The organism is uncultured Oxalicibacterium sp. (genome assembly GCF_913776015.1).
GTDB lineage: Bacteria > Pseudomonadota > Gammaproteobacteria > Burkholderiales > Burkholderiaceae_D > Oxalicibacterium.
In genome coordinates this window covers 20,674-27,250 of record NZ_CAJYMD010000042.1, presented here as the reverse complement: position 1 = coordinate 27,250, position 6,577 = coordinate 20,674, and the positions used below count along the sequence as shown (strand labels likewise).

Sequence of the window (6,577 nt, the reverse complement as noted above, 5' to 3'; positions counted from 1 at the left end):
CATGAGTCTGGACAACGTGCTGGGTGTCGCCGCAGCAGCAAACGGCAATATCACGCTGCTGATCATCGGCCTGGCCATCAGCGTGCCGCTGATTGTGTTCGGCAGCGCCATCGTGCTGAAGCTCATGGAAAAATTCCCGATCATCATCACGCTCGGTGCCGGCCTGCTTGGCTACCTTGCCGGTGAAATGCTGTTCTCGGATACGGCTGTGCAGCCGTGGATCGCCAGCCATATCCCGCACCATGACATCGCCCTGTTCGGCAGCAGCCATCTGAGCGTTCCTGGTCTGGTTCTGGCACTCGGCGTGATCGCCGTCGGCACTTGGCTTGCCAAGCGTCACAACAAACCGGCCGAAGCTGCCTGATCGCGCAAAAACCGTACACTCAGCGGTTCTTGTAAAAAGCCGGTTCTCACTAGAACCGGCTTTTTTATTGGTACCTCTGCAATGATCAACGCTTTGGCATGCGGAAATCGTGATCGACGACCAGACTGGTCGCAGACAGCAAGGGACTCAACCCCAGCAACAGTTGCGTCAATAAATCAGACGGCAGAAGCCATACCTGCCCGTTTGGCGCGTCAATCCCGGTGGCTGCCGTCAGCAGAGGCGCTACCCATTCGGCCTCTTCGGGTACATCGAGTAGCACCACGCCTTCCTGTGTTGTGTGCAAATACAACACACCACCTGCTTCAAGCATGAACGCGATGCCGCAACGTTCAGGACGATGTTTACCAGCCACGGATTGCAGGTAGCGATTCTGGTGTTCTATCCACATTTCCACGTCATAAGTCGTCTTCAGTACGATCCAAGGACGCGGGTTCAAATTGGTATCAAATTGGTCATCAAACGCAACCATTCCCTCTTTCCTTTTCCATGTCATTGAGGCGGAGGCAAACGCCGTGCTATCCTGCCGCCTGAATTACCTGGCCCACATAGTTTCATGACAACCAACGACTCCACGCCAAGCACCGCTCCCAACGCACGTACGTTGCTCAAGGATTTGCAGGATACCTTCCCCGTCTTCGGCGAATTTCAGCCCCTTGCCATCGGCATCGACAAGCAGCTTTTCGCACAACGGCCAGATGTCAGCCGCAAGATGCTGCGCACGGCACTGGGCATTCATACCAACTCGCTACGCTACCTGAAGGCGATGGAGAAAGCGACGGCCCGCTTTAATCTGGACGGCACCCAAGCCGATGCCGTGACCGACGAACATCGTTCGCACGCGGCAACCACGTTGAAAGAGCGCTTCAAGAAAAATGCAGAAGCGCGCAAGGCACAGCGTCAGGCAGAAGAAGCGCAACGCAAGGCAGAGGAAGCCGAGCGTCAGCGGGCGGACAAGCTCAATCAACTGGCCGCCAAGTTCTCGCGCAAGAACTGAATTCGCAGCGCTTCACCAGTACGTCCATAGCATCTTTGCCGCCAGCACATACAGCAGGCAGGCGAAGATGCGTTTGAGCGTCACGACCGGCAGACGATGCGCCAACCGCGCGCCGAGCGGTGCCGTGAATACACTGCCGCACACGATCCCAATCAGCGCCGGCAATAAGATGAAGCCGACCGAGTACGGCGGCAAACCCTCCACGCGCCAGCCCGATATCGCATAACCGATCGTGCCCACGATCGCCAGCGGAATACCCATCATGGCGCCGGTGCCGATGGTCTTCTTCATCGGTACGCCACACCACATCATGTAAGGCACGGTCAAAAACGCCCCGCCCGCCGACACCAGACCGGCAATGATGCCAAACACGACACCGATCAGGAACAGCGGAAAAGCGGAAGGGAGCGTACGCGAAGCAGAAGGCTTGCGATTGAGCATGATCTGCGTCGCGCCCAGCATCACGATCACGGCAAAACTGAGTGCCAGCAGACGCTGCGGGATCCATGCCGATACCGAAGTCGCCAACAGACTGCCGACCAGCAAACCCGGCGTCATGCGCTTGACGATACCGAAATCAACACCGTCGAACTTCAGATGCTCGCGCACGCTGGAACTCGACGTGAATACGATCGAAGCCATGCAGGTAGCCAATGCCATATGCACGATGTGATCTGGCGCAAAATGCTGGGCTGCGAACAATGCTGCAATGATGGGGACCAGCGTCATGCCGCCGCCGATTCCCAGCAGTCCGGCCAGTACACCGACGAAGGCACCGGCCATCACATAGGCAGCAAACCAGATCATCGACAGCCTTTCCGCATCAACGGCCAAAGAAAATAAAAGAAAGTAATTAACATCACGGCCTTACTGTTCAAGACAATGCTTTTGACAAGACACCATTGAAACCGTGAGAAGAACGACGCAACGAAGTGGGCGATTATACGACCGCCACTCCAATTAAAGCATGTCAAAATCTTGGTTACGTCAGGCACTGAAGTACACTATGTCCCATCCAATTTCCTGAACTTCCCGTCCGACCAAAATTGTTGCCACCTGCACACCAGAACCGCCTCGAAAATAAACGTCCGCTGTTTGGTACAGTCGCGACTCTCATGTACCTGATTGCGATTTCACTCATCTTTCTGGTGGTGTGGAGCGTCTGGCAGACACGGGTGCAAACTCTCGAACAGAGCAAGGGCGCTACCGCGAACATGGCGCGCGCCATGGCGCAGCAGGCAAGCGACACGATCAAGTCCACCGACAACATCCTGCGTGGGATCGTCGCAGAAATGGAAAGCACGGAAACCCATCGTCTAAAGCCACCCGCACTGCACCGATTGCTGACAGAGATCATGCAAGATCAGCCGATGCTGTCCAACCTGTCTGTCTACGATGCAACGGGTGCGGTGATCGCACATTCTTATCCGGATCGCTCGCGCTTGGCCAGCATCAGCGATCGTGACTATTTCCGTTTTCACGCACAGTCCCCCGATAGGGCACCGCATGTCGCTGGACCGATCCTCGGCCGTATTACGAATGAATGGGTCATCACCATTTCGCGTCGAGTCAATGACCAATCGGGTCGATTCGCTGGTATCGCGCTGGCGACTATCCGTGTCGATTTCTTCCGAAACTACTATAAAGAATTCAATATAGGTAACTTCGGCACGATTCTGTTGGCAACTGACAAGGGTATTTTGTTAGTCCGTCTGGCGCAAAAAGAAACTGCGGTCGGCTACGATATTTCGAAAGGTCCTGTATTCCGCGAATACATGAGCAAAGGGCCAGTTGGCACGGCTATGCTGGTAGCCAATATCGATGGCACTGAGCGTCTGTATAGCTATCGACATCTCGAACAATATCCCTTGCTGGTCGCAGTCGCTTTATCCAAGGAAGATATTTTCGCCACTTGGCAAACACAAACCTATCAAATCATTTTCCTCACCACTTTATTACTGCTATTGCTCGGCATTATCGGTGTACGACTGGTCTACATGATCAATGCCAAGGATGCTGTCGAATACGAACTACGCGATGCCAAGGAAAAACTGGAGGATCTCAACAGCGAGCTTGAAACGCAGGCTTCCATCGACGTTCTGACAGGCTTGCCCAATCGGCGCAAATTTGAAGCGACCTACAAAATCGAATTTCAGCGCGCGGCACGCAACCAGAGTCCGATTGCCATCATCATGCTCGACGTGGATCGCTTCAAGCAATACAACGACCGCTATGGCCACCCGGCTGGCGATGAATGTCTTAGCCAGATTGGACGCATGTTGCGTGAAAAGGGCCCCAACCGGGCAACCGATCTGCCAGCGCGTTATGGCGGCGAGGAAATGATCGTTCTGTTACCAGACACCGATCTGACAGGCGCTATTGCCATTGCCGAAAAAATCCGACTTGCGATTCGTGCGCTTGGCATTGAACATACTGCAAACCCGGACAGGATTGTCACCATCAGTGCGGGTGTCGCGGCCTGCACGCCAAGTCAAGCAGATCCCAATCTTGCCGCGCATCTCCTGAAGTCTGCCGATAAGGCGCTGTACGCAGCGAAAGCAGGCGGACGCGATCGGGTGTGTTGCGAAGACGACTAAAAAAATACATTTATCGCTCGGATCGATAAGCGATTGATCCGAGCAAAAAATCCGGGAACAAAAGGCAAAAAATCGAGGTAAGGAATTCTTCCTAGCTCAGTCAGCCGTTCAACGTGTCGGCCGGCGCATGTTGCATGTCGTCGGTAAAATCGTATCTTCTGTAGCCAAACGTCGTTCTGTACGAAAACCATAACCGCTGCCTTCATTATCGAAACGAATGCTGCCATCACTCACGCGCTGCATAACGGAGACATACAAGGGCTGCAACAACTGATGGTCAGCCGCTCGCATGGTCGCATCATGGAAAGCATTGCGATAGTGTGCTCCTTCGAACGCGAATGCCACCGCCCTCGCCTCGGTTGAACCAGCCTGTTCGATGGCCTGCACCAGCATCTCGATCATGACGTGCATGCGCAATAGCGGATAGTCGTCCTGCGGCTGCGGATAGCGTTGATGGAAGGCGCGGTAGAAACCATCGCTGGCAGTTCCTGCCTGCATACCGCCCGCATTCGGATGCCATTCCGCCACTGCACGCACACGGCCGACACCGGCATCGCCGATTGCCGCCGGCGCACCGAGACTATTGCCATAGAACGTATAGAACTTCGCGTCCAGACCATATTCGCGCGCAGCCTTGACCAGCAAGGTCAAATCATTTCCCCAATTACCGGTAATGACGGTATCGGCACCGCTAGCCTTGATCTTGGCGACGTAAGGTGCGAAATCCTTGATCTTGCCGATCGGATGCAGCTCGTTGCCGACAATCGCGATATCGGGCCGCTTGGCGGCCAGTTGCGTGCGTGCCGCTTCCGCCACCATGCGGCCGAAGCTGTAATCCTGACCGATCAGGTAGACACGCTTGGCCTGCCGATCGTTACGAACGACTTCCGTCAACGCATGCATGCGCATGTTGGCATCGGCATCGAAGCGAAAATGCCAAAAGCTGCATTGCGCATTCGTTAACGCCGGATCGACTGCAGAATAGTTGAGGAACAGGGCGCGATTGTCGGGCGAACGACGGTTGTGCCGCTCAACCGCATCCACCAAGGCGGCCGCCACTGCGGAACTATTGCCCTGCAAGACAAAAGGAATTCGCTTGTCGGTAAGCCGTCGCAATTCGATCAACGACTCTTCCACGCCCTGCTTGTTGTCGAAAATTTCCAGCCGCAAGGGATGGCGCCCGTCTGGCAAACGCACACCGCCGCGCGCATTGACGGTATCGATCGCCATGTGCAGATTGCGCGCCACGGCCTCGCCGGCATTAGCAAATGGCCCTGACATCCCATCGATCATGCCCAAAGTGATCGGCGTGGCAGCGTGCGCCGCACACACCATGCCAAGACACACGAAAAGAAGCAACTTCCTGATCGGCATTCTCAAGATCCACTTATTAAAAAAAACGTCATTCTACGTCTGCCATGCCGGGTACCCCTGCGCAAGATCAAGTCTTGCCGCTACACTAGCGCGATGCACGATTCGGCAACCTCTTCGATACCTTCCCGGCCTGTCCTTCGAGGCCAGCGCTGGCTGCCGATCTTGCTGCTGTCTCTGCTTCTGCACACCATATTGATCGTTGGCGTCAGCGACCTTATTCCATTACCCACACCTGCCGCCTCGCACGATTACAAGCAGGCCGAAGTGGTCGCTGCCACGCTCATCACGCCACCCGCGATGACGACGCCAGCCCAACCCACGATAGCGGCAAAACAAGTCATGAAAAAGCAGCCTGTGCGACAAAGCAAGCCAATGCCGCAAACCGAACCAACCATCGAACGCGCAACTGCTGATGCCACGACAACACCTACAGTCGCGTCAACCGAAGAAAAAACGGCGACCTCTCCGCAAAGTACCAGCAGCGAGGCGCACGCCGCCGAAGAACATGCAGACGCCAGCACACCAAACTATCGCGTGAGTCTGTTGCCATCCGCCTTGTTGCGCTTCGATGTAGAAAAAACACCAGCGAATGGCTCGCCCATGCACGGTAGTGGCACGATCTGCTGGCAAGCCGACCCGCACCGCTACGAAATCGAAGGCGAGTTCGGCGTCCTGTTCATCACGGCCTTGCGCTTTACTAGCAGCGGTAGTATCGAAGACACTGGTATCGCCCCGGAACTGTATGCAGAGAAACGCATGCGCCGTGCCGAAACCAATACGCACTTCCATCGCGAACGCCAAACCATCAGTTTTTCCGCTTCCACCAACAGCTACCCGCGTGCCGGTAACGAGCAGGATAGAGCCAGCATCATCTGGCAACTGGCAGGCATCGGTCGCGGCGATCCCACCCTGATACAACCTGGCGCAAGCTTGCACATCGTGGTTGCCGGCACGCGTACGGCAGAACCTTGGGATATCGCTGTCATCGGCAAGGAAGCGATGCGCGTTGATGGCAAGGAAATCGAAACCTGGCGACTATTGCGTGCGCCACGTGCTCGATTCTACGATCAGACACTCGAAATATGGCTGGCGCCCGAACTCGGCTGGTACCCTGTGCGGCTACGTTACACGGAACCGAATGGCGACGTGCTGGACATGGTGTTGACGCGCCTGAACGTTTCAGCCTCTGCCGGGTCTCAATAACGACAATCCACTATTGGTGAGAAC

At 55.5% G+C, this 6,577-nt stretch carries 6 protein-coding genes and 1 pseudogene; 4 read left to right on the top strand and 3 right to left on the bottom strand.

Annotated elements, in window-relative coordinates:
- Nucleotides 1–364, top strand: a pseudogene (locus QZ725_RS07385) (TerC family protein); the annotation flags it as partial.
- Nucleotides 365–449: 85 nt separating this feature from the next.
- On the opposite strand, the gene QZ725_RS07380 reads toward QZ725_RS07385, so the two are convergent.
- Entirely contained in the window at nucleotides 450–854 is a 405-nt protein-coding gene (locus QZ725_RS07380; RefSeq protein WP_293777983.1) for a hypothetical protein, read from the bottom strand.
- 84 nt (nucleotides 855–938) lie between these two features.
- Between QZ725_RS07380 and QZ725_RS07375 the strand changes: the two genes are divergently transcribed.
- The gene (locus tag QZ725_RS07375) at nucleotides 939–1,379 is read left to right on the top strand and encodes a ProQ/FINO family protein (protein WP_293777980.1); all 441 of its coding nucleotides are present in this window, start codon (nucleotides 939–941) and stop codon (nucleotides 1,377–1,379) included.
- A 12-nt stretch (nucleotides 1,380–1,391) separates the two neighbouring features.
- On the opposite strand, the gene QZ725_RS07370 is transcribed toward QZ725_RS07375, so the two are convergent.
- Nucleotides 1,392–2,186 carry a sulfite exporter TauE/SafE family protein gene (locus QZ725_RS07370; protein ID WP_293777977.1) on the bottom strand — a complete coding sequence of 265 codons (795 nt, stop codon included), beginning with the start codon at nucleotides 2,184–2,186 and terminating at the stop codon, nucleotides 1,392–1,394.
- A gap of 242 nt (nucleotides 2,187–2,428) precedes the next feature.
- Here QZ725_RS07370 and QZ725_RS07365 point away from each other — a divergent pair, with 242 nt between their 5' ends.
- Entirely contained in the window at nucleotides 2,429–3,976 is a 1,548-nt protein-coding gene (locus QZ725_RS07365) for a sensor domain-containing diguanylate cyclase (protein ID WP_293777974.1), read from the top strand.
- Nucleotides 3,977–4,084: 108 nt separating this feature from the next.
- On the opposite strand, the gene QZ725_RS07360 is transcribed toward QZ725_RS07365, so the two are convergent.
- Nucleotides 4,085–5,311, bottom strand: coding sequence for a branched-chain amino acid ABC transporter substrate-binding protein (locus QZ725_RS07360; RefSeq protein ID WP_293777990.1), 1,227 nt, complete (start codon nucleotides 5,309–5,311; stop codon nucleotides 4,085–4,087).
- Nucleotides 5,312–5,512: 201 nt separating this feature from the next.
- Between QZ725_RS07360 and QZ725_RS07355 the strand changes: the two genes are divergently transcribed.
- A complete protein-coding gene (locus QZ725_RS07355) occupies nucleotides 5,513–6,553 on the top strand; it encodes a DUF3108 domain-containing protein (RefSeq protein ID WP_293777972.1) in 1,041 nt (346 codons plus the stop codon).
- Nucleotides 6,554–6,577 lie beyond the last annotated feature (24 nt).

What these genes read in the sequence shown, in the direction of transcription:
- QZ725_RS07380 (WP_293777983.1), bottom strand. Translation starts at nt 854, where the DNA reads ATGGTTGCGTTTGATGACCAATTTGATACCAATTTGAACCCGCGTCCT.
- QZ725_RS07375 (WP_293777980.1), top strand. Translation starts at nt 939, where the DNA reads ATGACAACCAACGACTCCACGCCAAGCACCGCTCCCAACGCACGTACG.
- QZ725_RS07360 (WP_293777990.1), bottom strand. Translation starts at nt 5,311, where the DNA reads ATGGTGTGTGCGGCGCACGCTGCCACGCCGATCACTTTGGGCATGATC.
- QZ725_RS07370 (WP_293777977.1), bottom strand. Translation starts at nt 2,186, where the DNA reads ATGATCTGGTTTGCTGCCTATGTGATGGCCGGTGCCTTCGTCGGTGTA.